Source organism: Aeromonas veronii bv. veronii (genome assembly GCF_000820225.1).
Taxonomy (GTDB): domain Bacteria; phylum Pseudomonadota; class Gammaproteobacteria; order Enterobacterales; family Aeromonadaceae; genus Aeromonas; species Aeromonas veronii.
In genome coordinates, this window is record NZ_CDDK01000023.1 from 37,037 (window position 1) to 60,113 (window position 23,077).

The following is a 23,077-nucleotide window of genomic DNA, read 5'->3' on the forward strand; positions in this document are numbered from 1 at the left end:
GCGGGCGGCGCTAGCGGGATCGCATAATGTGCCTCTTGAGCGGATCAGAAGGAGTCGTGATGAAACTGGATGCAGAGATAGAGCACCTTGCCATCGAGCTGGGACGGGCCCTCGGTCAGCGGGGCTGGCTGGCTGCGACCGCCGAATCCTGCACCGGCGGCGGGGTGGCTACGGCTATTACCGACATCGCGGGCAGCTCCGGCTGGTTCGATCGCGGATTTGTCACCTATACCAACGAGGCCAAGCAGCAGATGTTGGGGGTGAGCAGCGAGAGCCTTGAGCAGCACGGTGCGGTGAGCGAAGCCGTGGTGCTGGAGATGGCCCGCGGCGCGCTGGCCCACTCGTCTGCCTCCATCAGCGTTGCCATCAGTGGCATCGCCGGCCCCGGCGGCGCCACCGAGGGCAAGCCGGTCGGCACCGTCTGGTTCGCCTGGGCCGACCGCAATGGCCGTCACCACTCCCTGCTCGCCCGCTTCGACGGGGATCGCCGACAGGTGCGCCAGCAGGCGGTGAGACAGGCCTTGTCGGGTCTGTTGGCCCTGCTCAGATAAATTGGGCTTGATACTGTATGAATAGACAGTATACTTAGCCCAACTTCACTTCTTACTCACGATTTCCAGCGGAGATTGGCATGGATCAGAACAAACAGAAGGCACTGGCGGCTGCGCTGGGTCAGATTGAAAAGCAGTTCGGCAAAGGTTCCATCATGCGTCTGGGCGACAGCAAGACCATGGATATCGAAGCCATCTCTACCGGTTCCCTCTCGCTGGACGTGGCGCTGGGCATTGGCGGTCTGCCGTGTGGCCGTATCGTCGAAATCTACGGCCCGGAATCTTCCGGTAAAACAACCCTCACCCTGCAGGTGATCGCGGAAGCCCAGAAGAAAGGCAAAACCTGTGCCTTCGTCGATGCGGAACACGCTCTCGACCCTATCTACGCTGCCAAGCTGGGCGTCAACGTCGACGACCTGCTCATCTCCCAGCCGGATACCGGCGAACAGGCGCTGGAAATCTGCGACATGCTGGTTCGCTCCAACGCCGTTGACGTCATCATCGTCGACTCCGTGGCGGCTCTGACCCCGAAAGCGGAAATCGAAGGTGAGATGGGTGACTCCCACGTTGGTCTGCAGGCCCGTCTGATGTCCCAGGCACTGCGCAAGCTGACCGCCAACATCAAGAACGCCAACTGCCTGTGCATCTTCATCAACCAGATCCGGATGAAGATCGGCGTCATGTTCGGTAGCCCGGAGACCACCACAGGTGGTAACGCGCTCAAGTTCTACGCCTCCGTGCGTCTGGATATCCGTCGTATCGGCGCCATCAAGGAAGGCGACGAAGTGGTCGGTAACGAGACCCGCGTCAAAGTGGTCAAGAACAAGGTGGCCCCGCCCTTCAAGCAGGCTGAATTCCAGATCTTCTACGGCGCCGGTATCTCCAAAGAGGGCGAGCTGGTGGATCTCGGTGTCAAGCACAAGCTGATCGACAAGGCCGGTGCCTGGTACAGCTACAACGGCGAGAAGATCGGTCAGGGCAAGGCCAACGTCATGAAGCTGTTCGCCGAGAACAAGGTGATGGCTGGCGAAGTGGAAGCCCGCCTGCGCGAGCTGCTGCTCTCCGGTGCCGTGCCAGTCGATGACAAGGCTGCACCGGTTGAGGCAGACGAGTTCGATGCCGAAAGCGAACAAGAGTTCGAATAAGGAACAAAGGAAGGCCGGGTAGATACCCGGCCTTGTTATTTATGATGGTTGATGAATCCGTTACCGAACCGGTCGAGTCTGTTGAACCGACCTTTGCAGAGCAGCTGGCCGCTGCCCGTGCTTATGCCATGCGCAGTCTGGCCCGCCGCGAGAGTGCCGAGTCGGAGCTGGCCAACCGGCTGCGCCAGCAGGGTTTCAATGAAGAGGTGATCGAGGCGGTGGTCGACTACTGCCGCGGTTACAACTGGGTCAATGATGAACGTTACGGTGGTATGGCAGTGCGGGCCGGTGCAGCCAAGGGACATGGCCCCATCAAGATCCGCTTCGATCTGCGCCGCAAGGGGCTCGACGATATGCAGATTGATGCCGCATTCGATCAGCCGGAGCTGGACTGGTTCGAACTGGCGTTTGCCCTGCTCGAACGGCGCGCCCGGGTGGCCGATCTGGCCGATTTCAAGCTGCGGATGAAGTGGCTCAAGTATCTGCTGGGGCGCGGCTTTACCCAGGATCAGGCACGTTACGCTATCTCTGCCCTGCAGGAGCGGGAGGAGTAACGCCACTGCGTGGCAAACGTCGTTTCACCTATCCTTATGGCAGGTTTTTCCTGCCCGTTCAGTAGCTTGCGCGCACAATCCCGAAAAAGCGGCCTTTTGTTCATCTCATCCCTCTTTATGCGCTGCTTTTTTGCCTCTCGACAGTGGAAAAAGCCACTGTGGGCAGCGGCGCTCTTATCTGGCCCGTTTATGTGCGCTTTTTCGCCCGTGGCGGCCCTGTCCGTTTTACTTTACCCCGCAGAAAACTTACATTAATGCGGTTAAAAGTCCGTATTCGAATCAAGCAGGATTTTCCATGTATATGTCCACGTCAGAGATTCGCGCTGCGTTTCTCGAGTATTTCCGTTCCCAGGGGCACCAGGTTGTCTCCTCCAGCTCGCTGGTACCGCATAACGACCCGACCCTGTTGTTTACCAACGCGGGTATGAACCAGTTCAAGGACGTGTTCCTTGGCGCAGACAAGCGTGCCTACAATCGCGCGACGACTTCCCAGCGTTGCGTGCGTGCCGGTGGTAAGCACAACGATCTGGAAAACGTCGGCTATACCGCTCGTCACCACACCTTCTTCGAAATGCTGGGCAACTTCAGCTTCGGCGACTACTTCAAACAGGATGCCATCAAGTTTGCATGGGGCTTCCTGACCGAGGTGCTGCAGCTACCGAAAGATCGCCTGCTGGTGACCGTCTACGCGACTGACGATGAAGCTTTCGATATCTGGGAAAAAGAGGTCGGTGTCCCGGCCGATCGCATCGTGCGCATCGGTGACAACAAGGGGGCCCCTTACGCTTCCGACAACTTCTGGGCGATGGGCGATACCGGCCCGTGCGGTCCCTGCACCGAGATCTTCTATGACCACGGCGATCACATCTGGGGTGGCCGTCCCGGCTCACCGGAAGAGGATGGTGACCGTTTCATCGAGATCTGGAACGTGGTCTTCATGCAGTTCAACCGTCAGGCTGACGGCACCATGGAGCCGCTGCCCCGTCCGTCCGTGGATACTGGCATGGGTCTGGAGCGTATCTCCGCCATCATGCAGGGTGTGCACTCCAACTACGAAATCGACATCTTCCAGGCACTGATCAAGAAAGCGGCCGAGATTGTCGGTACCACCGACCTGAGCAACCAGTCTCTGCGCGTCATCGCTGACCACATCCGCTCCTGCGCCTTCCTGGTGGCAGATGGCGTGATGCCGTCCAACGAAGGTCGTGGCTATGTGCTGCGTCGCATCATCCGCCGCGCCGTGCGTCACGGTCGCAAGCTGGGTGCGACCGATGTCTTCTTCTACAAACTGGCTGCCGAGCTGGCGGTGCAGATGAAGGATGTCGCTGCCGAGCTGATCGCCCAGCTGCCGCTGGTCGAGCGCGTGCTGCGCATCGAAGAGGAGCAGTTTGTCCGCACCTTGGATCGCGGTCTGCTGCTGCTGGAAGACGCTCTGGCCAACCTGGGTGATGCCAAGGTTATTCCGGGCGAGGTGGTGTTCAAGCTGTATGACACTTACGGCTTCCCGGCCGACCTGACTGCCGACGTGGTGCGCGAGCGCGAGATCGGCATCGACGAAGAGGGCTTCAAGGCCGAGATGGAGAAGCAGCGTGCTCGCGCCAAGGAGGCCTCCAGCTTCGGCGTGAACTACAACGAGATGCTCAAGCTCGACTTCGAGACCCCCTTCACCGGTTACAAGACCCTGACCGAGCGTACCCGCGTGGTCGGTATCTACAAGGGTGTGGAAGAGGTGAGCGGTCTTATCGCCGGTGACGAAGCGGTCATCGTGCTGGAAGAGACCCCCTTCTATGCCGAATCCGGCGGCCAGATCGGCGACAGCGGTACCCTGAAAGTGGACGACGGCATCTTTGCCGTGACCGACACCCTGAAAGCGGGCAAGGCGATCATCCACAAGGGCTACATGGAGCTGGGCACTCTGGAGAAGGGCGCCGAAGTGGAAGCCGTGGTTGATGGCGATCGTCGTCAGGCCATCGCCCTGAACCACTCCGTGACTCACCTGCTGCACGCTGCCCTGCGTCAGGCACTGGGCGAGCATGTCACCCAGAAAGGTTCTCTGGTTGGGGCCGAGCGCATGCGTTTCGACTTCTCCCACTTCGAGGGGCTGACCATGGCGACCATTCGCCGGGTCGAGGAGCTGGTCAACAACCAGATCCGCGCCAACCACGAAATCACCACCCAGCTGATGGATCTGGAAGCGGCCAAGTCCGCAGGTGCCATGGCGCTGTTTGGTGAGAAATATGAAGACGACGTGCGTGTGGTGCGCATGGGCGACTACTCCACCGAACTGTGCGGCGGTACTCACGCCAAGCGCACTGGTGATATCGGCTTCTTCAAGATCATCGCCGAGAGCGGTATCGCTGCTGGCGTGCGCCGTATCGAAGCGGTGACCGGCAAAGCGGCCATCGACTTCATGCATCAGGTTGGCGAGCAGATCGAAGAGGCTGCTGCACTGGTGAAAGGTGACCAGTTCTGCATCGCCGACAAGGTTCGCCAGATGCTGGACAAGGCCAAGATGATGGAGCGCGAGCTGGAGCAGCTCAAGGCCAAGCTGGCCGCTCAGGCCGGTAACGACCTGCTGGGCCAGGTAATCGAGATCAACGGTCAGAAGGTGCTGGTTGCAGCGCTGGAAGGGGCCGATCCGAAATCCCTGCGCGGCATGCTGGACGAGCTGAAGAACCAGATGAAGTCCGGTGTCGTGCTGCTGGCCACCTGTGCCGATGGCAAGGTCAACCTGATCGCCGGCGTCACCAACGACCTGACCGGCAAGGTCAAGGCCGGTGAACTGGTCAATCTGGTTGCCCAGCAGGTGGGTGGCAAGGGCGGTGGCCGTCCGGACATGGCACAGGCGGGTGGTACCCAGCCTGAGGCGGTGCCGGCAGCGCTGCAATCCGTTCACTCCTGGCTGGAAGAGCGCCTGTAATCGGGCGAGGTGATCTGTGGCACTCTATGTACAGAAGTACGGCGGCACCTCGGTCGGCACACTGGAGCGGATCGAGGCGGTAGCTGAGCGGGTCGAGCAGACCCGCGCCCAGGGACACGACGTGGTGGTGGTTGTCTCCGCCATGTCGGGCGAAACCAACCGGCTGCTGGGCATGGCCCAGCAGCTGGATCCTGATGCCAACCGGCGGGAGATGGATGTACTGGTCTCCACCGGTGAGCAGGTCACCATAGCGCTGCTGGCGATCGCGTTGAACAAACGCGGTTGTCCTGCGGTCTCAATGACCGGTGATCAGGTACGGATTCACACCGATTCCGCCTATGGCAAGGCGCGCATCACCCACATCGACACCGAGCTGGTTCATGCCGAACTGGCTGCGGGCAAGGTGGTGGTGATCGCCGGTTTCCAGGGCCGTGACGAGCATAACGCGATCACGACGCTGGGCCGCGGCGGTTCGGATACCACGGCGGTTGCCGTGGCGGCGGCCATCAAGGCCGATGAGTGCCAGATCTTTACCGATGTGGATGGGGTATACACCACGGATCCGCGCATCGAGCCCAAGGCGCGTCGTCTCGACACCATCACCTTCGAGGAGATGCTGGAGATGGCCAGTCTCGGCGCCAAGGTGCTGCAGATCCGCTCGGTGGAGTTTGCGGGCAAGTACCGCGTCCCGCTGCGGGTGCTGTCGAGCTTTATCGATGGAGAGGGAACCTTAATCACATATGGAGGTGATAGGATGGAAGCTCCCCTGGTATCCGGGATCGCTTTTAACCGCAACGAGGCCAGCCTGACCATTCTGGGCGTGCCAGACAGACCAACCGTTGCCGCGCAGATCCTGAATCCGATCAGCGACGCCAACATTGATGTCGACATGATTGTGCAGAACACCCTGGGAGATGGCACCGCCGACTTCACCTTCACGGTGAATCGTGACGACTATCGCCGTGCCCGGGCTCTGTTGGAGGAGACCGCCACCGAACTTGGCGCCTCTTGCGTGCAGGGAAATGGCGAGATTGCCAAGGTCTCCATTGTCGGTGTCGGCATGTGGAACCATCCCGGTGTTGCGCGCACCATGTTCAAGGTATTGGGCGAGGAGGGGATCAACATGCAGTTGATCTCGACCTCTGAAATCAAAATCTCTGTGGTGATTGACGAGAAGTATCTGGAGCTGGCGGTGCGAGCCCTGCACGCGGCTTTCGGGTTGGATCAGGCACCGCAAGAGCAGCCCTTGGGCTAACAATCTCTGATTGATTTAGTTTCAACCATTTACCATATCGGTATCTTTGTTAGATAATGTCGCATATCGATATAAAAACAAAACAGGATACAGGAGCAAGCGAATGCTTATTTTGACTCGTCGTGTTGGGGAAACCCTGATGATTGGTGATGAAGTGACTGTCACCGTACTGGGCGTTAAAGGCAACCAGGTTCGTATCGGTGTTAACGCGCCGAAAGAGGTCTCCGTACACCGCGAAGAGATCTACCAGCGCATCCAGGCCGAGAAAGTTCCGGGCCAACCGGGCTTCTAAGCCACTTTCATGGCTGTGACAAGGCGACACCTCATGTGTCGCCTTTTGTTTTTCCGGCCCCCTGAAATCGCCCTGCAGGGCGCGAAACTGCGGGATAAGTGCCGATATTGTTTGAATATTCCACGCTTTGACCAAATGCTGAGCGAACGCACTTTTTTCTCCAAAAAAGTGTTTGACTAAAAATCCCTGTGAAGTATTATCAGCCCCGCAAACGGAGAGGTGGCCGAGAGGCTGAAGGCGCTCCCCTGCTAAGGGAGTATGCGGCTTATACCCGCATCGGGGGTTCGAATCCCCCCTTCTCCGCCATTTGCGCCCGTAGCTCAGCTGGATAGAGTACCTGGCTACGAACCAGGTGGTCAGAGGTTCGAATCCTCTCGGGCGCACCATATTACGACTCAAGCAAGAGTCATGTGTTGGCCATCAGCAAGTCGACACTTTGGAAAAGGCTTACTGATAAGTAAGCTTTTTTTATCGTTTTAAAACAGGGCGCCCGTAGCTCAGCTGGATAGAGTACCTGGCTACGAACCAGGTGGTCAGAGGTTCGAATCCTCTCGGGCGCACCATTTAAAACGACACAGCTATTTATGAGCGCCCGTAGCTCAGCTGGATAGAGTACCTGGCTACGAACCAGGTGGTCAGAGGTTCGAATCCTCTCGGGCGCACCATTTTTCAAGCAGTACACAAAAGTTTGTGAGCGCCCGTAGCTCAGCTGGATAGAGTACCTGGCTACGAACCAGGTGGTCAGAGGTTCGAATCCTCTCGGGCGCACCATATTTCAAGCAGTACCAAAAGTTTATGAGCGCCCGTAGCTCAGCTGGATAGAGTACCTGGCTACGAACCAGGTGGTCAGAGGTTCGAATCCTCTCGGGCGCACCATACAGACAGCCTCGACTTCGGTCGGGGCTGTTTTTATATGGGCGATATTTAGCTTTTTGGTGCGGATCCACGTGCGCTGTTGCGGGTAGATCGCCCGTTTACCTGGCTGTTCTTGTCCTCATTTCTTCCCCTTTCTGTGATTGCACACAGTTCTTCTCATCGTTGCACCGCCTCACCACCCTTTGCCTCATCTATAGGCGCGCTGTATGCCAGCTGTTGCAACGGCAGATGCCGCGCAGATCATCACTCAAGGTTCGCTCATCAACATCCTGCAAGGCCTGCTGAGGCGTTCTGCAGGCAATAAAAAAGGATGCCGCAGCATCCTTTTGTGTTGAGAGATTTACTCAGCTTTTCAGCCATTTGCGAATGCGGTTGGCATCGCCGATGGGGGTGCGTTTGCCCACCGAGTTGAGCAGCACGATTGCGAGCTCGCGGCTGTCCGGTTTGGCGCGCATCACCAGACAGCGACCCGCTTCGTCAGTGAAGCCGGTCTTGGAGAGGCGCACGTCCCAATCCGGGTTTTTTACCAGCGGGTTGGTGTTGTTGAACATCAGGCTGTAGGCGGGGGCGCTGAAGCGCATCTCCCGGTTCTCATCCTGAGTGAACTGACGGATCAGCGGCTGGCGATAGGCGGCGGCGGCCAGCTTGCCCAGATCCTGGGCGGTGGAAACGTTGCGGGTGGAGAGGCCGGTGGAGTCGTAGAAGTGGGTATTACGCATACCCAGCTGTCTGGCCTTGTTGTTCATGGCTCGCACGAAGGCGCTGCGACCGCCCGGATAGTGACGCGCCAGTGCCGAGGCCATCCGGTTTTCGGAGGACATCAGCGCCAGATGCAGGGCGTCGCGGCGGGTCACCTTGGTGCCCATGCGGATGCGGGAATGAGTGTGTTTGACCCGATCCAGATCGTTCTTGTCGACCGTAATGGTCTGGTTGAGATTCTGTTTGGCATCCAGCACCACCAGCGCTGTCATCAGCTTGGTGAGGGAGGCGATAGGACGTACCTTGGTGGCATTCTTCTGGTAGAGCGTCTTGCCCGTTTTTACATCCACGACCAGGGCGCTGCTTGAGCGTACTTCCAGTTTGGCAGGGTTGGGTGCCGCGCTGACCGCAGGCAATCCCAGCATTCCCATCAACCCGACAACCAGCGCTGCTGCGCGAATCCGACACCACATACAACCGACTCCATTCCCATCCAAAAAAAGGCGCTAGATTCACTCATTTTTACCCCGGCTTTACAAGGGCCGAGCGGGACTATTTCTGCTATTTGCGCAAAATTGGCGATCAAAAAAGCCCTCTGGCGAGGGCTTTTGGGTCGGGCGTTGGGCGAGGGGTCAATCCCGCGGCTGCGCGGCCCTGCGTTTGCTGATCCAGCGCCAGACCAGCGCCACCATGCCACCCACCAGCAGGGCCACCGGCAGATAGATGATGATGTTGAAGAACTGGGTCTGGTATTCGGCGGCCAGCTTGGTGTGGCTCAGGTAGTAGCCAAACCCGACCAGCGGGCAGATCCACATGATGGAGCTGATCAGATTGACGATGAGAAAGCGCCCCTGGGGCAGTTCGGTGGCACCGACGATGTAGGGGTAGGCGGTGCGCACGAAGGCGATATAGCGCGCGGTGATCAGGGTGATGATCCCGTACTTGTCCAGCAGGTGGTAGACCTTCTGCTGGTGTCGCTCTTCCACATGGGACATCAGCCGATGGTAGAGCTGGGTGTGGCCAAGGAAGCGCCCCTGCATGTAACCGAGCCAGGTGCCGACAAAGGTGGCCATGATCAACAGCGGGATCACCCCGAGAGACAACACATCCTGATAGATGAGTACGCCGGTGAGGATCAGCAGGCTGTCACCGGGTAGAAAGGCGGTAGGGATGAATCCGTTTTCCAGTACCAGAAACGTCAGAATCACACCACAGATCATGAAGGCCATCTTGGGATCGGAAAGTGTGTTCAGATCGTGGTTCATAAAGGCGTGAGCCAGTTGGTAAAACTGCTCCATACTTGCAAACTCCGCAGGTTAGCTGGGTTGATCGGTCAAGGGCATGGCGAGCACCTTGTCGATGCGCAGGCCATCCATGTCAACAATTTCCAGTTGCCACTGTTCCAGTGTCACCAGGTCTCCGGTTTGTGGAACACGACCAAGGAGCAGCATGATAAGCCCTCCGAGGGTGTGATAGTGATGTTTTTCTTCTTCTGGCAGACGAACCAACTCCAGACAGTCCTTCAACTCCGGCAGCGGGATCAGGCCATCGAGCAGCCAGCTGCCGTCGGCGCGCCGGAATGCCCAGTTGTCCTCGCCATCCTCCTGCTGGAAATCCCCCGCCAGCGCCTCCAGCAGATCCTGCTGGGTGACCAGTCCCTGCAACTCGCCATATTCGTCCACCACCAGCGCCATCTGTTCGCTGTGGGTGCGGAAGTGGTTGAGCAGCTCGACGCCGTTGAGGGTCTCGGGCAGCAGGCTGCCCTCCTGGGTCAGGGCAGCCAGATCGATGGGCTCCCCCTTGATATAGGCGTGCAGCACCTTGCTGACATTGATGATACCCACCAATTCTGACAGGTTGCCGTCGCAGACCGGAAAATAGCTGTGGCGATACTCCACCAGTCGCTGCAGGTTGGTCTCCAGCGGCAGCGCCAGATCCAGATAGCGGATATCGCTGCGCGGCACCATCAGGGAGGAGAGGCTGCGCTCGTCGAGACGGAAGACGTTGCGCAGCATGGTGTGTTCATGATCCTCGATCACCCCGGCTTCCGATCCTTCCACCAGCATGGCGTGGATCTCCTCCTCGGTGACGTTGGCGCTGCCGTTCTGGTTGACCCGCAGCAGCCGCAGGCTGGCATTGGTGGAGGCCGACAGCAGCCAGACGAAGGGGCGGGTCAGGGTGGCGAGCCAGTGCATGGGGCGGGCCACCAGACAGGCGATACGCTCGGCATTGAGCTGGCCGAGGCGCTTGGGCACCAGCTCCCCTACCACGATGGAGAGGTAAGTAACCACCACCACCACTATGATTGTGGCGATCAGGCTGCTGCTTTTGGCCGGGAGTCCCCACTCCTGCAACCAGAGGGAGAAGGGCTGGGCCAGCAGGGATTCCCCGTAGATACCGTTGAGCAGACCTATGCTGGTAATGCCGATCTGGACGGCAGAGAGAAAATGGGTCGAGTCTTCGCCCAGTTTGAGGGCAATGGCGGCGGAGCGGTTGCCTTCAGAAGCAAGCTTGCCGAGGCGAGCCTTGCGTGCGGTGACGATGGCGATTTCTGACATGGCGAAGACGCCATTAAGCAAAATCAATCCCAGCAGGATCAATATTTCCATACAGCAACAGCACTCCTTGAGTGGATAAGATCGCTGGCAGTGTAATGAATTTGGCGGCGATGCGCTTGTGAAAGCGGGTGATCCGGCTCGCTAATTTGATGACAGCGCTCTGCGGTGACCGAAAAAGATGGCCGGAAAAGGGAAGGATGACCTCGCCAAACTACGTAATGGGTGAGGCGGGTGCTTGGCGAAGTGGCATTGCATGCAGGATGGAAAAGGGCGGGAAGTCCCGCCCTTGCTTGTCACTTGTCAGACAACCGTTATCAGAACTGCTGGAACCAGCGCTGGATCTGGGCCGGGTCCTTGCTCTGGGTCAGGGAGAGCATCAGCAGCACCCGCGCCTTCTGCGGGTTGAGAGTGCCGGAGGCCACGAAGCCGTACTTGGCATCATCGATCTCGGCATCCAGGGTGGTGGCGCCGGTCGGCACGCGGGCGGAGCGCACTACCCGGATGCCGTCTTTGCTCGCCTTGGCCAGGGTATCGAACAGGGTGTGGTAGAGGTTGCCGTTACCCACCCCGGCGCTGACGATGCCGTCGAACTTGGCATCCACCATCGCTTTGGCCGGCAAGTCGGTGGCGTTGGCGTAGCTGTAGACGATGCCCACTTGCGGCAGCTTGTCGAGCTTGCTCACGTCAAACGGCGTCTTGCTGGTGTGCAGACGGGCCGGGCTGCGCTGATAGTCGATCTTGCCGTTGTGGATGTAACCCAGCGGGCCAAAGTTGGGGGAAGCGAAGGTCTGCACCCCGGTGGTGTTGGTCTTGGTGACGTCGCGGGCATCCAGCACTGTGTCGTTCATCGCCACCATGACGCCACGGCCCTTGGAGGCGGGGTCGGAGGCGGTCACCACGGCGTTGTAGAGGTTGAGCGGGCCATCGGCACTCATGGCGGTGGAGGGGCGCATGGCGCCGACCAGTACCACCGGCTTGTCGCTCTTGACGGTCAGATTGAGGAAGTAGGCGGTCTCTTCCATGGTGTCGGTGCCGTGGGTGATGACGATGCCATCCACGTCATCCTTGGCCAGCAGCTCGTTGACCCGTTTGGCCAGCTTGAGCCACACCTCGTCGTTCATGTCCTGGGAGCCGATCTTCACCACCTGCTCACCCTGCACATCGGCCACGTTCTTCATCTCGGGCACGGCGGCGATCAGGGTTTCGATGGCCACCTTGCCAGCCTCGTAGTTGGACTGGGTAGCGGACTGGCCAGCTCCGGCAATGGTGCCGCCGGTTGCCAGAATATGGACGTTGGGCAGGGCCATTGCCATGGGGGAGAGGGTCAGGCCGACGACGGCGGCGAGCAGGGTCTTGCGGATCGGTAGGGTCATGCTGCAAATCCTTGTGGTTGGAATAATCGCAGCAAGTTTGCCCGTTTAATAACCCGGGTCTGTGATAAAACTCACCAAAAGACAGGTGAGTACAGATTTTTAACCTGTTTTATACCTCTATGGAGATAATTTAACTCGCAGAGAAACCCTTGGCTTCGATCAGGGCGATCAGCTCGGCCTTGCTCAGCTCGCTCTCAATGACGGCCTTGCTGCTGGCGAAATCGACGGTTGCGGTGGTGACCGCAGGCTGGGCCAGCAGCGCTTTTTGCAGACTGGCGGCGCAGCCACCACAGGACATGCCGGACACTGTGAGTTCGATGGTCATGGGATATCTCCTTTGTTGATGAGCGCCAGCCTAAAGCTGCCGCCTCCGGCAAGGTCAAGCCGTCAGTACATAAGACCCAGATAGTTCATCAGAGTTGCTCCCAGACTAGTGGTGAGCAGTGAGCCGAGGGTGGTGGTAGCGATGATGTTTGCGGCCAGCACGCTGTCGCCCCCCATGGCGCGGGTCATCACATAGCTGGCGGCGGCAGTCGGGGTAGCGCTGATGAGAAACAGAATACCCAGCTCCAGATGGCTGAAGCCGAGCAGGGCAGCCCCAAGAGTGAACGCAGCCGGAATGAGACAGAGCCGCATGATGCTGGCCCAGCCCGCAATGGCTGCACCACCGCGCAGAGCATCGAGGCTGAGAGAGGCACCGGTGCAGAGCAGCGCCAGCGGCAACGTCATGTTGGCGAAGTAGCTGCCGGTGGTGAGCAGCAGTTGCGGCATCTTGATACCGAGCAGGGTAAAGGGCAGCGCCGCCACAATGGCGATGATCAGCGGATTCTTGATGATGCCGAGCAGAATGGGGCGGATACCGGTGGCGCCGCCGAGACTGCGGGTGAGGGTGATCACCGCGAGAATGTTGTAGAGCACGGTCACCGCACCGACATAGAAGGCCGCCGCCCCCAACCCCTCGTGGCCGTAGGCGTTCTGCACATAGGCGAGCCCGATAATGGCGCTGTTGCCGCGAAAGCTCCCCTGCACGAAGATGCCGCGCAGCCGCTGCTCCTCGATAAAACGCCCGGCCAGCAGCTCCAGAACCAGATAGCTGATAACGGTGGCGAGCAGGCCATAGCCGATAAACCAGAGGCTCGGCATGGTGGCGAAGTTGGTACCCAGAATACTGAGAAAGAGCAGAGCGGGCAGGGTGACCTGAAACACCAGTCGCGAGGCGGATTCGGTAAAGGGATCCGGCAGCAGCCCCAACCGCTTGAGCAAGATGCCGAGCAGCAGCACCACGCAGATGGGGCCTGTGATGGAGAGGGAGAAGAGCAGACTGGCCAGCAGATCCATGATGGGCATCCTGTGCTGTGCCCACACACCCTGACGGCGGGGCAAAAAGGGCATTCTAACGCCATGGGCTTGTATTCACAGGGGTTAATCACAACAATGTGGGCAATTCCACCGCCTAGCCTCCTGTGAGCCAATTCATGGACAAGAAACTGACCATCCTCGATATCGCCAGACTGAGTGGCGTCGGCAAGTCGACCGTCTCCCGGGTGCTCAATCAGGATCCCAAGGTGAAGCAGGAGACCCGCGAGCGGGTGGAGCAGGTCATCGCCGAGCATGGCTTCGTGCCGAGCAAGTCGGCGCGGGCCATGCGCAGCCAGAGCCAGCAGGTGGTGGGGATCATCGTCTCGCGGCTCGACTCCAGCTCGGAAAACCAGGCGGTGCGCGGCATGCTGGAGACCCTCTACCAGCGTGGCTACGATGCCGTGCTGATGGAGAGCAAGTTCTCCCCCGCCAAGGTACAGGAGCATCTGGCGGTGCTGGAGCGGCGCGGGGTGGATGGCATTATCCTGTTCGCCTTCAATAACTTGGACTATGCCGCTATGGCGCCGCTGAAAGAGAAGCTGGTGCTGGTCGCTCGTGAATATCCCGGTTTCTCCTCGGTCTGCTTCGACGACGCCGGTGCGGTGCGCACCATGCTGGCGCAGCTGGCAAGCCGTGGCGCCCGCGATATCGCCTATCTGGGGGTGGATGCCTCGGATCTCACCACCGGCCAACGCCGCCTCGACGCCTATCTCGCTTACTGCGCAGAGCAAGGGGTGCACCCGCGCAGCGCCCTCGGTGACCTCAGCCTGCAGAGCGGCTACCGGCTGGCGGCCGAGCTGCTTACCCCCTCCACCCAGGCACTGGTCTGCGCCAGCGACACCCTCGCCATCGGTGCGGCAAAATACCTGCAAGAACAAGGGCGTAGCGAGGTGCTGGTGACCGGACTTGGCAACAATCCCATGCTCAGTTTCCTCTTCCCCAACGCCCTCAGTCTCGATCTGGGCTACAAGGGGGCAGGGGAGCAGGCGGCACGTCAGCTGCTCGGTCAGATTGAGCAGGATCAGCCTCCGCTGGTGACTATCGCCCCCTGTCGAACCCTGTGAGCCCCATCACTTCCGACTGAACGAAAAGTGTGCTTTTTGTGACGTTGGCCACGAATTGGGAACGTTCCCATTTCGATCTGGCCAGATTGTCGGCATGCTAAATGGGAACGATACCAAAAACGCTCCGGCCGACAGACTGGCTCAAAAGGGCGATACAGACCACTATTCAATGGCGTCACAGAGGGAAGACCCATGTCCAAGATCAACGCACAGCAGCTTGCCACCCTGATCGACAAGATCGGCGGCAAGGAGAACATCGCCACCGTCAGCCACTGCCTGACCCGGTTGCGCTTCGTCCTGAACGATCCGGCCAAGGCCGACAGCAAGGCCATCGAAACCATCCCGGCGGTGAAGGGAAGCTTCACCCAGGGCGGTCAGTTCCAGGTGGTGATTGGCAACGAGGTAGAGCAGTGGTACAAGGCGCTGACCGAGCAGCTCGGCGTCAGCGGCGGCAGCAAGGAGACCGCCAAGCAGGCGGCGCGCCAGAACATGAACCCGCTGGAGCGGGGCATCTCCCATCTGGCGGAGATCTTCGTGCCGCTGCTGCCCGCCATTATCACCGGCGGTCTGATCCTGGGCTTTCGCAACGTCATCGGCGACATCAAGATGTTCGACGATGGTACTCACACCCTCACCGAGATCAGCCAGTTCTGGGCTCAGGTACACGCCTTCCTCTGGCTGCTGGGCGAGGCGATCTTCCACTTCCTGCCGGTCGGTGTCTGCTGGTCTGCGGTGAAGAAGATGGGCGGCTCCGAGATCCTGGGTATCGTGCTGGGGGTGACGCTGGTGTCACCGCAGTTGATGAACGCCTATGGCATTGGTCAGCAGACCCCCGAGGTGTGGGACTTCGGTCTGTTCGTGATCCAGAAGGTGGGTTATCAGGCCCAGGTCATTCCGGCGCTGCTGGCGGGTGTGTTCCTCGCCTGGGTGGAGACCAACCTCAAGCGGATCATTCCGGCCTATCTCTATCTGGTGATTGTGCCGTTTGTCTCGCTGCTGCTGGCAGTGATCGTGGCTCACGCCTTTATCGGCCCGTTCGGTCGCTGGATTGGTGATGGCGTTGGTTTCGCTGCCAAGGCCGCCATGACCGGCTCCTTTGCTCCCATCGGCGCAGCCCTGTTCGGTTTCCTCTACGCACCGCTGGTCATCACCGGTATCCACCACACCACCAACGCCGTGGATCTGCAACTGATGCAGAGCATGGGGGGCACCCCGATTTGGCCGCTGATCGCCCTCTCCAACATCGCCCAGGCGTCTGCGGTCGTCGGCATCATTCTGATTAGCCGCAAGGAGAACGAGCGGGAGATTTCCGTGCCTGCCGCCATTTCCGCCTACCTCGGGGTGACCGAGCCGGCCATGTACGGTATCAACCTCAAGTACAAGTTCCCCATGCTGTGTGCCATGGTGGGTTCCAGCCTTGCCGCCCTCATCTGCGGTTTCGCCGGGGTGATGGCCAACGGCATCGGGGTAGGCGGCCTGCCCGGCATCCTCTCCATCCAGCCGCAATACTGGGCGGTGTTTGCCATCGCCATGCTGGTCGCCATCGTGGTGCCGGTGGTGCTGACCCTGCTGGTCTACAAGCGCCAGCAAGCCGCTGGCAAGTTGACCCAAGCCAGTGCCTGAATCTGATTGTCAGGGCGACCTTGCGGGTCGCCCTCTCCCTTTTCAATTTGTGACAAGAGAAAGAGCCATGAGCCAAACACCCTGGTGGCAGAGCGCCGTGATTTACCAGATCTATCCCAAGAGCTTTCAGGATTCCGGCGCCCGTGGCACCGGTGATCTTAAGGGGATCATGGCCCGCCTCGATTACCTCAAGACGCTGGGGGTCGATGCCCTCTGGCTGACCCCGGTCTACGTCTCGCCGCAGGTGGACAACGGTTACGACATCGCCGACTACCTTGCCATCGATCCCGCCTACGGCACTATGGCCGATTTCGAGGCGCTGCTGGCCGCCGCCCACGCGCGCGACATCCGCATCGTGATGGATATCGTGGTCAACCACACCTCCACCGAGCACGCCTGGTTCAAGTCGGCGCTGGGGGATAAAAACAGCCCCTACCGCGACTACTACATCTGGCGCGATCCGGTGGATGGATGTGTGCCCAACAACTGGCAATCCAAGTTTGGCGGCAGCGCCTGGGAGCTGGACTCAGCAACCGGTCAGTACTACCTGCACCTGTTTGCCCGCGAGCAGGCGGATCTCAACTGGGAAAATCCTGCAGTGCGCGCTGAGGTGAAAAAGATCATCCACTTCTGGGCGAACAAGGGGGTGGATGGTTTCCGTCTCGATGTCATCAACCTTATCTCCAAGGATCAGGCGTTCCCGAACGACGAGATTGGCGATGGCCGCCGCTTCTACACCGACGGGCCGCGTATCCACGAATTCCTGCAGGATGTGAGCCGCGACGTGTTTGCCCCGGTGGGTGCCATGACGGTGGGGGAGATGTCCTCTACTTCGCTGGAGCACTGCCAGCGCTACGGCGCGCTGGACGGCTCAGAGCTCTCCATGGTGTTCAACTTCCACCACCTCAAGGTGGATTACCCCAACGGCGACAAGTGGACGAAAGCACCGTTCGATTTCCTCGAACTCAAGCGCATCTTCAACCACTGGCAGAGCGGCATGCACGGCAAGGGGTGGTCGGCGCTGTTCTGGTGCAACCACGATCAGCCGCGCATCGTCTCCCGTTTCGGTGACGAGGGTGAGCATAGGGTAGTGGCCGCCAAGATGCTGGCCAGCACGCTGCACGGTCTGCAAGGCACCCCTTACATCTATCAGGGGGAGGAGATCGGCATGACCAACCCCGGTTATCAGCGCATCGATGACTATCAGGATGTAGAGAGCCGCAACATCTTCGCCATCAAGCAGGCGGAAGGGATGAGCGAGGCCGAGATCCTCGCGATTCTGGGTGCCAAGTCCCGTGACAACTCGCGTACCCCGATGCAGTGGAGCGCTGCGGCCAATGCAGGTTTCACCCAAGGAACGCCCTGGCTCAAGCCTGCCGCCAACTATTCCGAGATCAATGCCGAGGCGGCGCTGGCTGACCAGCACTCGGTGTTCTGGCACTATCGGGATTTGATTCGCCTGCGTAAGGATTACCCCATCTTCACTCAGGGGGATTATCAGGATCTGCTGACGGGGCACCCGCAGATCTGGGCCTATGCCCGTCGCGCCAACGGTCAGACCCTGCTGGTGGTGAGCAACTTCTACGGCGAGCCGGCTGAGTTTGCCTTGCCTGCCGAGCTGCAAAGCGGACAAGGTCGGCTGCTGCTCGGCAACTACCCCGATAGCCCGGCCCAACCGCAATCGGGTATGCTGCGCCCTTATGAATCCCTGATCTGGCTGATGGAGTAGGTAATGGAGAAGGTGGTGTGCGGTACCGAGTGGCAGAAGATGGTGGCGGGGGAGCCCTATGATGCGGGCGATCCTGAGCTGAAAGCGGCACGTGAGCGCTGCCGCAGGCTCTATCACACCTTCAACACCTGCTGGCAGGAGAAACCGGCGCGGGATGCTTTGCTTCACGAGCTGCTCGGTGGCCGCGGCCATGAGTGCGCCATCAACCCGCCGTTCTTCTGCGACTATGGCGCCAATATCTTTGTCGGCGAGAACTTCTACGCCAACGTCAATTGCACCATCCTCGACGTCTGCGAGGTACACATCGGCGACAACGTGCTGCTGGCGCCCGGGGTGCAGATCTACACCGCCGCTCACCCGGTGGCGGTGGCGCCACGTATCAAGGGTGTCGAGTTCGGCAAGCCGGTGCGGATCGGTCACAACGTCTGGATCGGCGGCTGCGTCGTCATCTGCCCCGGCGTTACTATCGGTGACAACAGCGTCATCGGCGCCGGTTCGGTGGTGACCAAAGATGTGCCCGCCAATGTGGTGGCGGTTGGCAACCCCTGTCGGGTATTGCGGGCGATGACGGCGGAGGAGCTTGCGGGCCTCGAATAGGCATTTTCGAGGGGCTTGGTGGCGCTTTTTATCATTTATTTTTCAAATTATATAGCTTCCATCATTTGCTTATCGAATGGCTGATAACCCCTCACAGCGCCCAGCTGGTGCGGTTTAGGGGCGATTTACCCCTTCCGCAGCGTTCGTCCGATCGACATGAAAACAGGCTCCGGTTCTGATTATTGTCCATTGATTGCTCATGTCTGGCTGAGGGCGGCCGATACTCTTTGATGCAGGAGGTAACCTATGGACATATCCAGCTCTGCAAATGCGTCGTTCGGTTCTGCGTTGATGGCGGCCAGTCTGGCCAAAAAACAGCAGACCCAAGAGGGCGAATCCGCACTGAAATTGCTGCAAACCGCAGCGCAATCAGCGCCGGTTGCACCGACATCGGCCAGCGCTTCTTTGGGAAGCAAGATCGATATTCGCGTCTGACCCTAATGAAAAAGCCCCCATCTCACGATGGGGGCTTTTTTATCTCTGCGATTTGCGGGATCAGACCGGGAAAGGAGCCGGCGCCTCGAAGGTCATACGTTCCCCGCTGCGGGGGTGGCTGATGGTCAGCATGGCCGCATGCAGGTAGAGATGGGGCGCCGCTGCCAGCGCATCCGGATGGGCGTAGAGGTTGTCACCCAGGATCGGGTGCCCCAGCTCCAGCATATGGACGCGCAGCTGGTGCGAGCGACCTGTGATGGGAGTCAGCTTGATCAGGCTGTTGCCGTTCTCCACCTTCAGTTTCTGCCACAGGGTCAGGGCGTGACGCCCCTCTTCGTGGTCAACTTTCTGTTTCGGCCGGTTGGGCCAGTCGACGCAGAGCGGCAGATCTACTTCGCCCGCATCCAGCTCCGGTTCACCCCACACCCAGGCGAGGTAGTGCTTCTCGGTCTCCCGCTCGCGAAATTGTCGGCTCAGCTCCCGATGAGAGTTGGGATTGAGGGGAATGACAATGACGCCAGTGGTGGACATGTCGAGGCGATGAGCTGCCGCCGCCTTGGGGTGCTGCTGTTTCACCCGATGCAGGACGCTGTCTTCATTCTCGGGGCCGCGCCCGGGGACGCTTAGCAGGCCAGTGGGCTTGTTGACCACCATGATGTCCTTGTCCTTGAACAGGATATCGAGCCAGGGTTCCAGAGGCGGTGAGTATTCAAACATAAATGTCTCGCATCAGAAGGTGGGGGCAAGCCCCCATCAGTTATGGGTAACCACGACAAAGCGGCCTTGGGTATCCAGTTTGAGCTGGGTCTGGCCGCTGTCGGTCGGTACCTTGTCAGTTATGGGTGACCACGATAAAGCGGATGGCATCCAGCTTGAGTTGGGTCTGATCGATCAGGTGGTGCAATTCTGCCTGCAGATTGCGCAGATAATCCAGTTCGCTGTCGCGCACGTTCGGGTTGACCGCCTTGAGCGCTTCCAGACGATCCAGATCCTGCTGCAGGGTCTGCGCCATCTGGGCGCGGGCCTTGTCGACAATCTCGGCTTTCAGCTCTTCGGCAATGGCCTGGCCCTTGCCAATCAGACCGTGGATCACCGGTTGGGATGCAGTCACGAGCTTGCTGCCGAGGTGGCGATTGACCGGAGTCAGCTGACGGTTGAAGGCATCGAACGCCACTTTCTCCCCCAGATTCTGGCCGTTCTTGTCCATCAGCAGACGGATCGGCGTCGGCGGCATGAAGCGGTAGAGCTGGGGATGGGCTGCAGACTCGGCAACGAAGATCAGCTCAAGCAGGATGGAGCCGATGGGCAGCGCCTTGTTCTTGAGCAGTGCGACCGAGGTGGCACCGATCTCGGAGCCCAGGATCAGGTCGATACCGCCGCGCATCATGGGGTGATCCCAGGAGAGCAGCGCCATGTCATCCCGCGACAGGGCTGTGTTGCGATCGAAGGTGATGGTCATGCCATCTTGCGGCAGGCCCGGGAAGCTGGAGACCAGCATGTGATCCCCGGGGGTCAGCACCAGCGCGTTCTCACCTCTGTCGTCCTGATTGACGCCGATCTCGTCGAACATCTTGAGAGCGAAGGAGATCATGCCGGTGTCGTCATCTTCGGCGGCCAGCTTGTCGACCAGCTGCTGGGCGGCGGCGCCACCGCTGGAGTGGATCTCCAGCAGGCGATCGCGGCCCTGCTCCAGTCGTGCCTTGAGCGGCTCGTGCAGTTCGCGGGTCTTGACCAGCAGGGCGTCGAGGGCTGCCTGATCGCCGGTGTTGGCGGCCAGCAGCTCGAACAGCTCGTCACGTACCGCTTCGAATACCGGGCGGGCAGTCGGGCAGGTCTGCTCGAACGCGTCCAGACCATCGTGATACCAGAGCTGCAGGGCGCGCTGGGCAGTCCCTTCCAGATAGGGAACGTGGATCTCGACGGTATTCTGCTGACCGATACGATCCAGTCGGCCGATACGCTGCTCCAGCAGATCCGGGTTGAGGGGCAGATCGAACAGCACCAGATGGCTGGCAAACTGGAAGTTGCGACCCTCTGAGCCGATTTCGGAGCAGAGCAGCACCTGGGCGCCACCCTCTTGCTGAGCGAAATAGGCGGAGGCCTTGTCCCGCTCGAGGATCGACATCCCTTCGTGGAACACGGCACCACGGATCCCTTCACGAGTGCGCAGCGCCTCTTCCAGCGCGATGGCGGTTGCCGCTTCGGAGCAGATCACCAGCACCTTCTGCTGACGGGCTGAGAGCAGCAGCTCCAGCAACCATCCGACGCGCGGGTCGAACTGGGTCCAGGTGGCGTTGTCGCCTTCGAACTGCTGGAAGATCTTCTCGGGATAGAGGTAGCGCAGGGCACGGGTCTGCAGATCGCCACCGTTGCCACCCATCATGCCCATCACCTTGATGGCAGTCTTGTACTGCTCCGGCAGCGGCATGGGGTAGACGTTGAGGTGACGCTCGGGGAAGCCCTGAATATTGGCGCGGCTGTTGCGGAACAGTACCCGGCCGGTGCCATGCTGATCCAGCAGCTTGGCGACCGCCTGCTGGCGTGCAGTCGCATCGCTCAAGTCCAGCCCTTCCAGCTGGCTGGCGAGGATCTGTCTGGCTTCATCGCTCAGGGTCTCGCCATCCAGCAGCTCTTGTGCGGCGCTCGCGACCTGACCATAGGCCTGCTCCTCGGCGAGGAAAGCCTCATAGTCGTAGAAACGCTCCGGGTCGAGCAGGCGCAGACGGGCAAAGTGGCTCTGGTGGCCCAGCTGATCCGGGGTAGCGGTCAGCAGCAGTACGCCCGGCACCTGTTCGGCCAGCGCTTCCACCATTTCGTAGGCACGGCTCGGCGCCTCTTCACTCCACTCCAGATGGTGGGCTTCGTCGACAACCAGCAGATCCCACTCGGCCTCCAGCACCTGCTCGAAGCGACGACGCTTCTTGCGCAGGAAGTCGAGGCTGCAGATCACCAGCTGTTCGGTCTCGAAGGGGTTCTCCGCATCGGCAAACGCCTCGATGCAGCGCTCCTCATCAAACAGGGAGAAGTGCAGGTTGAAGCGGCGCAGCATTTCGACCAGCCATTGGTGCTGCAAGGTTTCGGGCAGCAGAATGAGTACGCGATGGGCGCGGCCGGAGAGCAGTTGCTGATGAATGATCATGCCCGCTTCGATGGTCTTGCCCAGACCCACCTCGTCAGCCAGCAATACACGCGGAGCGTAGCGGTGACCCACTTCATGGGCAATATAGAGCTGGTGCGGGATCAGGCTGACCCGGCCTCCGGCCAGACCACGAGTCGGGTTGCGACGACGTTGGTGCTGGTTCACCAGCGCCTCGTAGCGCAGGGTGAAGCGGGACATCCGATCGATCTGACCGGCGAACAGGCGATCCTGCGGCTTGTTGAACTTGATAAAGTTGTTGAGAAACACTTCCTTGAGGGCAACGGGCTCATTATTGTCGGTGCGCACACCTACATATATAAGCAGGCCGTCTTTCTCCTGCACTTCTTCGACCGTCATGGCCCAGTCTTCGTGACTGGTGATCTGATCGCCCACATTGAAGCTGACCCGGGTCACCGGCGCCTCTTCTTTGGCATACATGCGGTTTTCACCGGTAGCCGGAAACAACAGGGTAACCATGCGTCCTTCAACAGCAACGACAGTCCCCAACCCCAGATCCGTCTCTGTATCACTAATCCAACGCTGGCCAAGTGCAAAAGGCATTAAACTCTCCAAAGCCCAAGAGTGTGTGAATCGCAAAGGGGCGCTATGTTACCCGAAGGCGTGACCTCGATCACCATGCATATAGATGTAGAGAGACCAAATCGCCACAACCTTGATCTGCTACCACCGCCACGCCATCTAGAGGATAGCGAGCTCGCCAAATGGGTGTGTTATTGCAGGATAAATGCGCTTTTTGGGTGATTAGTGAACGGTTGAAGCGAAAATGCGAATTTTATTCGAAAAGACCCTTGCAAGCGTGATCCAGATCCCTATAATGCGCCTCCATCGACAGGGCAAGCGGCAACGCAAACAACCTCATCGATAACATCGAAAAGCCTTTGAAAATA

20 protein-coding genes and 6 tRNA genes are annotated in these 23,077 nt (G+C 59.6%); 18 read left to right on the forward strand and 8 right to left on the reverse strand.

Annotated features, from left to right (window positions below; translation table 11 throughout):
• Positions 1-59: 59 nt before the first annotated feature.
• The 13 genes from pncC (at position 60) to BN1139_RS21870 (ending at position 7,928) form a co-directional block, all read left to right on the forward strand.
• Positions 60-551, forward strand: a complete 492-nt coding sequence (gene pncC / locus BN1139_RS09655; protein WP_005348742.1) for a nicotinamide-nucleotide amidase — start codon at positions 60-62, stop codon at positions 549-551.
• Positions 552-631: 80 nt separating this feature from the next.
• The gene (gene recA, locus BN1139_RS09660) at positions 632-1,696 is read left to right on the forward strand and encodes a recombinase RecA (protein WP_005348744.1); all 1,065 of its coding nucleotides are present in this window, start codon (positions 632-634) and stop codon (positions 1,694-1,696) included.
• A 44-nt stretch (positions 1,697-1,740) separates the two neighbouring features.
• Positions 1,741-2,250, forward strand: a complete 510-nt coding sequence (locus BN1139_RS09665) for a regulatory protein RecX (protein ID WP_041915452.1) — start codon at positions 1,741-1,743, stop codon at positions 2,248-2,250.
• Between the two features lie 295 nt (positions 2,251-2,545).
• Complete coding sequence (gene alaS / locus BN1139_RS09670) at positions 2,546-5,170, forward strand: alanine--tRNA ligase (RefSeq protein ID WP_005343004.1); 2,625 nt, start codon at positions 2,546-2,548, stop codon at positions 5,168-5,170.
• A 16-nt stretch (positions 5,171-5,186) separates the two neighbouring features.
• On the forward strand, positions 5,187-6,425 hold the full coding sequence (locus BN1139_RS09675; RefSeq protein ID WP_005336054.1) for an aspartate kinase: 1,239 nt from the start codon (positions 5,187-5,189) through the stop codon (positions 6,423-6,425).
• A 103-nt stretch (positions 6,426-6,528) separates the two neighbouring features.
• A complete protein-coding gene (gene csrA / locus BN1139_RS09680; RefSeq protein ID WP_005336053.1) occupies positions 6,529-6,717 on the forward strand; it encodes a carbon storage regulator CsrA in 189 nt (62 codons plus the stop codon).
• A gap of 213 nt (positions 6,718-6,930) precedes the next feature.
• Positions 6,931-7,023 (forward strand) — tRNA-Ser (locus BN1139_RS09685).
• Positions 7,024-7,026: 3 nt separating this feature from the next.
• Positions 7,027-7,103 (forward strand) — tRNA-Arg (locus BN1139_RS09690).
• A gap of 100 nt (positions 7,104-7,203) precedes the next feature.
• Positions 7,204-7,280 (forward strand) — tRNA-Arg (locus BN1139_RS09695).
• A 25-nt stretch (positions 7,281-7,305) separates the two neighbouring features.
• Positions 7,306-7,382: transfer RNA gene (locus BN1139_RS09700), tRNA-Arg, on the forward strand.
• A gap of 29 nt (positions 7,383-7,411) precedes the next feature.
• Positions 7,412-7,488: transfer RNA gene (locus BN1139_RS09705), tRNA-Arg, on the forward strand.
• 28 nt (positions 7,489-7,516) lie between these two features.
• Positions 7,517-7,593: transfer RNA gene (locus tag BN1139_RS09710), tRNA-Arg, on the forward strand.
• 206 nt (positions 7,594-7,799) lie between these two features.
• Positions 7,800-7,928, forward strand: a complete 129-nt coding sequence (locus BN1139_RS21870) for a hypothetical protein (protein ID WP_256689484.1) — start codon at positions 7,800-7,802, stop codon at positions 7,926-7,928.
• A 9-nt stretch (positions 7,929-7,937) separates the two neighbouring features.
• On the opposite strand, the gene pbpG is transcribed toward BN1139_RS21870, so the two are convergent.
• The 6 genes from pbpG to BN1139_RS09740 form a co-directional block, all read right to left on the reverse strand.
• Positions 7,938-8,765 (reverse strand): D-alanyl-D-alanine endopeptidase, encoded by an 828-nt coding sequence (pbpG, locus tag BN1139_RS09715; RefSeq protein ID WP_005348750.1) that lies wholly within the window; start codon positions 8,763-8,765, stop codon positions 7,938-7,940.
• Positions 8,766-8,924: 159 nt separating this feature from the next.
• The gene (locus BN1139_RS09720) at positions 8,925-9,590 is read right to left on the reverse strand and encodes a DedA family protein (protein WP_005343012.1); all 666 of its coding nucleotides are present in this window, start codon (positions 9,588-9,590) and stop codon (positions 8,925-8,927) included.
• An 18-nt stretch (positions 9,591-9,608) separates the two neighbouring features.
• Positions 9,609-10,901 carry a hemolysin family protein gene (locus BN1139_RS09725; protein WP_013724147.1) on the reverse strand — a complete coding sequence of 431 codons (1,293 nt, stop codon included), beginning with the start codon at positions 10,899-10,901 and terminating at the stop codon, positions 9,609-9,611.
• A gap of 263 nt (positions 10,902-11,164) precedes the next feature.
• Complete coding sequence (ansB, locus tag BN1139_RS09730) at positions 11,165-12,223, reverse strand: L-asparaginase 2 (protein ID WP_005348754.1); 1,059 nt, start codon at positions 12,221-12,223, stop codon at positions 11,165-11,167.
• Positions 12,224-12,353: 130 nt separating this feature from the next.
• Complete coding sequence (locus tag BN1139_RS09735; RefSeq protein WP_005357810.1) at positions 12,354-12,548, reverse strand: heavy-metal-associated domain-containing protein; 195 nt, start codon at positions 12,546-12,548, stop codon at positions 12,354-12,356.
• A 62-nt stretch (positions 12,549-12,610) separates the two neighbouring features.
• On the reverse strand, positions 12,611-13,561 hold the full coding sequence (locus BN1139_RS09740) for an AEC family transporter (protein ID WP_005357812.1): 951 nt from the start codon (positions 13,559-13,561) through the stop codon (positions 12,611-12,613).
• A gap of 137 nt (positions 13,562-13,698) precedes the next feature.
• Here BN1139_RS09740 and treR point away from each other — a divergent pair, with 137 nt between their 5' ends.
• From treR to BN1139_RS09765, 5 genes are all read left to right on the forward strand, one after another.
• Positions 13,699-14,646, forward strand: coding sequence for a trehalose operon repressor TreR (gene treR, locus BN1139_RS09745; protein ID WP_005348757.1), 948 nt, complete (start codon positions 13,699-13,701; stop codon positions 14,644-14,646).
• A 192-nt stretch (positions 14,647-14,838) separates the two neighbouring features.
• A complete protein-coding gene (treB, locus tag BN1139_RS09750; RefSeq protein ID WP_005348758.1) occupies positions 14,839-16,269 on the forward strand; it encodes a PTS trehalose transporter subunit IIBC in 1,431 nt (476 codons plus the stop codon).
• Positions 16,270-16,336: 67 nt separating this feature from the next.
• Positions 16,337-17,998 (forward strand): alpha,alpha-phosphotrehalase, encoded by a 1,662-nt coding sequence (treC, locus tag BN1139_RS09755; RefSeq protein ID WP_005348759.1) that lies wholly within the window; start codon positions 16,337-16,339, stop codon positions 17,996-17,998.
• A 3-nt stretch (positions 17,999-18,001) separates the two neighbouring features.
• Entirely contained in the window at positions 18,002-18,595 is a 594-nt protein-coding gene (locus tag BN1139_RS09760) for a sugar O-acetyltransferase (RefSeq protein ID WP_005348761.1), read from the forward strand.
• Positions 18,596-18,841: 246 nt separating this feature from the next.
• Entirely contained in the window at positions 18,842-19,030 is a 189-nt protein-coding gene (locus BN1139_RS09765; protein WP_005348763.1) for a hypothetical protein, read from the forward strand.
• Positions 19,031-19,090: 60 nt separating this feature from the next.
• Here the strand turns inward: BN1139_RS09765 and rluA are convergent, their stop codons facing one another.
• Complete coding sequence (gene rluA / locus BN1139_RS09770; protein ID WP_005348764.1) at positions 19,091-19,747, reverse strand: bifunctional tRNA pseudouridine(32) synthase/23S rRNA pseudouridine(746) synthase RluA; 657 nt, start codon at positions 19,745-19,747, stop codon at positions 19,091-19,093.
• 115 nt (positions 19,748-19,862) lie between these two features.
• Positions 19,863-22,730, reverse strand: a complete 2,868-nt coding sequence (rapA, locus tag BN1139_RS09775) for an RNA polymerase-associated protein RapA (protein ID WP_005348765.1) — start codon at positions 22,728-22,730, stop codon at positions 19,863-19,865.
• Between the last annotated feature and the right edge of the window lie 347 nt (positions 22,731-23,077).

Excerpts from the sequence above, each read along its gene's own strand:
- pncC (WP_005348742.1), top strand. The coding sequence starts at position 60 with ATGAAACTGGATGCAGAGATAGAGCACCTTGCCATCGAGCTGGGACGG.
- recA (WP_005348744.1), top strand. The coding sequence starts at position 632 with ATGGATCAGAACAAACAGAAGGCACTGGCGGCTGCGCTGGGTCAGATT.
- BN1139_RS09665 (WP_041915452.1), top strand. The coding sequence starts at position 1,741 with ATGGTTGATGAATCCGTTACCGAACCGGTCGAGTCTGTTGAACCGACC.
- alaS (WP_005343004.1), top strand. The coding sequence starts at position 2,546 with ATGTATATGTCCACGTCAGAGATTCGCGCTGCGTTTCTCGAGTATTTC.
- csrA (WP_005336053.1), top strand. The coding sequence starts at position 6,529 with ATGCTTATTTTGACTCGTCGTGTTGGGGAAACCCTGATGATTGGTGAT.
- BN1139_RS21870 (WP_256689484.1), top strand. The coding sequence starts at position 7,800 with ATGCCAGCTGTTGCAACGGCAGATGCCGCGCAGATCATCACTCAAGGT.
- pbpG (WP_005348750.1), bottom strand. The coding sequence starts at position 8,765 with ATGTGGTGTCGGATTCGCGCAGCAGCGCTGGTTGTCGGGTTGATGGGA.
- BN1139_RS09720 (WP_005343012.1), bottom strand. The coding sequence starts at position 9,590 with ATGGAGCAGTTTTACCAACTGGCTCACGCCTTTATGAACCACGATCTG.
- BN1139_RS09725 (WP_013724147.1), bottom strand. The coding sequence starts at position 10,901 with ATGGAAATATTGATCCTGCTGGGATTGATTTTGCTTAATGGCGTCTTC.
- ansB (WP_005348754.1), bottom strand. The coding sequence starts at position 12,223 with ATGACCCTACCGATCCGCAAGACCCTGCTCGCCGCCGTCGTCGGCCTG.
- BN1139_RS09735 (WP_005357810.1), bottom strand. The coding sequence starts at position 12,548 with ATGACCATCGAACTCACAGTGTCCGGCATGTCCTGTGGTGGCTGCGCC.
- BN1139_RS09740 (WP_005357812.1), bottom strand. The coding sequence starts at position 13,561 with ATGGATCTGCTGGCCAGTCTGCTCTTCTCCCTCTCCATCACAGGCCCC.
- treR (WP_005348757.1), top strand. The coding sequence starts at position 13,699 with ATGGACAAGAAACTGACCATCCTCGATATCGCCAGACTGAGTGGCGTC.
- treB (WP_005348758.1), top strand. The coding sequence starts at position 14,839 with ATGTCCAAGATCAACGCACAGCAGCTTGCCACCCTGATCGACAAGATC.
- treC (WP_005348759.1), top strand. The coding sequence starts at position 16,337 with ATGAGCCAAACACCCTGGTGGCAGAGCGCCGTGATTTACCAGATCTAT.
- BN1139_RS09760 (WP_005348761.1), top strand. The coding sequence starts at position 18,002 with ATGGAGAAGGTGGTGTGCGGTACCGAGTGGCAGAAGATGGTGGCGGGG.
- BN1139_RS09765 (WP_005348763.1), top strand. The coding sequence starts at position 18,842 with ATGGACATATCCAGCTCTGCAAATGCGTCGTTCGGTTCTGCGTTGATG.
- rluA (WP_005348764.1), bottom strand. The coding sequence starts at position 19,747 with ATGTTTGAATACTCACCGCCTCTGGAACCCTGGCTCGATATCCTGTTC.
- rapA (WP_005348765.1), bottom strand. The coding sequence starts at position 22,730 with ATGCCTTTTGCACTTGGCCAGCGTTGGATTAGTGATACAGAGACGGAT.